Source organism: Falsiroseomonas sp. RANM36 (assembly GCF_056682175.1).
Genome location: NZ_JBWXTD010000039.1, coordinates 1 through 753 on the forward strand (window position 1 = coordinate 1; position 753 = coordinate 753).

The 753-nt window shown below is 66.9% G+C and carries 1 protein-coding gene; it reads left to right on the forward strand.

All coding sequences use genetic code 11. The features are described from left to right. The coding region (gene istA, locus AC1MIR_RS27745; protein ID WP_480031401.1) for an IS21 family transposase at positions 1–753 on the forward strand (753 nt) is incomplete at both ends.

Genomic DNA, 753 nt, shown 5'->3' on the forward strand with positions numbered 1-753 from the left:
GGAAGATCCGTCGGCTGCATGAGATCGAGGGTCTGCCGATCAAGGCGATCTGTCGTCGGCTTGGCGTGTCACGGAAGGTGGTGCGGAAGGTCCTGCGCTCGGGCGCGACGGAGTTCCGCTACGAGCGAGGCGAGCAACCGCAGCCCAAGCTGGGTGCTTGGCGGGGCGAGCTGGATCGGCTGCTCACGGAGAATGCGGGTCGGGCGAGCCGCGAGCGGTTGACACTGATGCGCGTGTTCGAGGCGTTGCGTGGTCTTGGCTATGCGGGCGGCTACGACGCGGTACGGCGCTATGCGCGCGGCTGGCAGCGCGCGCGGGCGGCGGTGTCGGCGGCGGCCTATGTGCCGCTGAGCTTTGCGCCCGGAGAGGCGTACCAGTTCGACTGGAGCCACGAGATGGTGGTGATGGCGGGTGCTGCGATGGTGGTGAAGGTCGCGCATGTCCGCCTGTGCCACAGCCGGATGATGTTTGTGCGCGCCTATCCGCGCGAGAGCCAGGAGATGGTGTTCGACGCGCACGACCGGGCTTTTGCGTTCTTTCGCGGCGCCTGCACGCGCGGGATCTACGACAACATGAAAACCGCGGTCGAGGCGATCCTGGTCGGGCGGGATCGAACCTACAACCGACGTTTCCTGCAGATGTGCAGCCACTACCTGGTGGATCCCGTGGCGTGCACGCCCTCGTCCGGCTGGGAGAAAGGCCAGGTCGAGAACCAGGTGGGCGTGGTGCGCGAGAGGTTCTTTTCGCCGCGGC